The organism is Methylobacterium hispanicum (assembly GCF_022179285.1).
GTDB lineage: Bacteria > Pseudomonadota > Alphaproteobacteria > Rhizobiales > Beijerinckiaceae > Methylobacterium > Methylobacterium hispanicum.
The window spans coordinates 1-1,328 of record NZ_BPQO01000079.1; the positions used below are offsets into that span (position 1 = coordinate 1).

The following is a 1,328-nucleotide window of genomic DNA, read 5'->3' on the forward strand; positions in this document are numbered from 1 at the left end:
CGTCAGCGTCCGTAGATGTCCTCGACGCGGATGATGTCGTCCTCGCCGGTATAGGAGCCGACCTGGACCTCGATCAGCTCGAGCGGGATCTTGCCCGGATTGGTCAGGCGGTGCATCGAGCCGATCGGCAGGTAGACCGCCTCGTTTTCGTGGACCAGCACCACGCGCTCGTCCACCGTCACCTCGGCCGTGCCCTTGACCACCACCCAGTGCTCGGCCCGGTGGTAGTGCTTCTGCAGGCTCAGCCGCCCGCCCGGCGTCACCATGATCCGCTTCACCTGGAAGCGCGCGCCGATGTCGATGCGCTGGTACCAGCCCCAGGGCCGGTACATGCGCAGGTGCGCGTCCGCCTCCGGATGCGCCTTGGTGCGCAGCTGGCCCACCAGCTCCTTCACCCGCCCCGCCTCGGCCTTCGAGCTCACCAGAACCGCGTCGGGCGTGGTCACCACCACCACGTCCTCCAGCCCCACCACGGTCGTCAGGCCCTCGCCCGCGCTGTGCACCAGGCTGTTCTTCGTGCCGATCAGCTCGACCCGGCCCCGCAGCGCGTTGCCGTCCGCATCGTGCGCGAGCACCCCCCAGACCGCGTCCCAGGTGCCGACATCCGACCACGGGAAGGCCACCGGCAGCACGCCCGCCCGCCCGGTGCGCTCCATCACCGCGTAGTCGATCGAGATCTTCGGCACCTGCCCGAAGGCCTCGGCGTCGAGGCGCGTGAAGTCGAGGTCGGTGGCCGCCGCCTCCAGCGCGGCGCGCGCGCCCGAGAGCACGGCGGGCGCGAAGGTCTCGAGTTCGGCCAGCATCACGTCGGCGCGGAACAGGAAGTAGCCGGAGTTCCAGAGCGCGCCCTCGGCGATGAGGCGCTCGGCGCCGGCCTGGTCCGGCTTCTCGACGAAGCGCTCGACCGCGCAGGCGCCGCCCGTCTGGCCCGGCAGCGGGCTGCCGCGGCGGATGTAGCCGTAGTCGGTGGCCGGCCGGGTCGGCTCGATGCCCAGCGTCATCACGGCGCCGGCGTGCGCGCCCTCGGCGGCCGTGGCCACGGCGGCGCGGAAGGCTGCGGCGTCGCCGATGACGTGGTCGGCGGCCATGATGAGCACGACGGCCTGCGGGTCGAGCGTGGCGGCGTGCAGCGCCGCGACCGCGACGGCGGCGGCGGAGTCGCGGCCCTGCGGCTCGAGGATGATGTCGGCCGACAGCCCGGCCTGGGCGAGCTGCTCGGCGACGATGAAGCGGGACTCGGCCGCCGCGATCACGCAGGCGCGGGCGAACAGGCCGGGCTCGGCCACGCGCTGGGCCGTGGCCTGGAAGGTGGAGTGCTCCGGATCGAC

Annotated in this window: 1 protein-coding gene; it reads right to left on the bottom strand. The window is 73.0% G+C overall.

Annotation, left to right across the window (positions count from 1 at the left end; translation table 11 throughout):
* Positions 1–2: 2 nt before the first annotated feature.
* Positions 3–1,328, bottom strand: a 1,326-nt coding sequence (locus MFF56_RS31785; RefSeq protein ID WP_238232196.1) for a mannose-1-phosphate guanylyltransferase/mannose-6-phosphate isomerase, incomplete at its 5' end; no start/stop codon positions are given.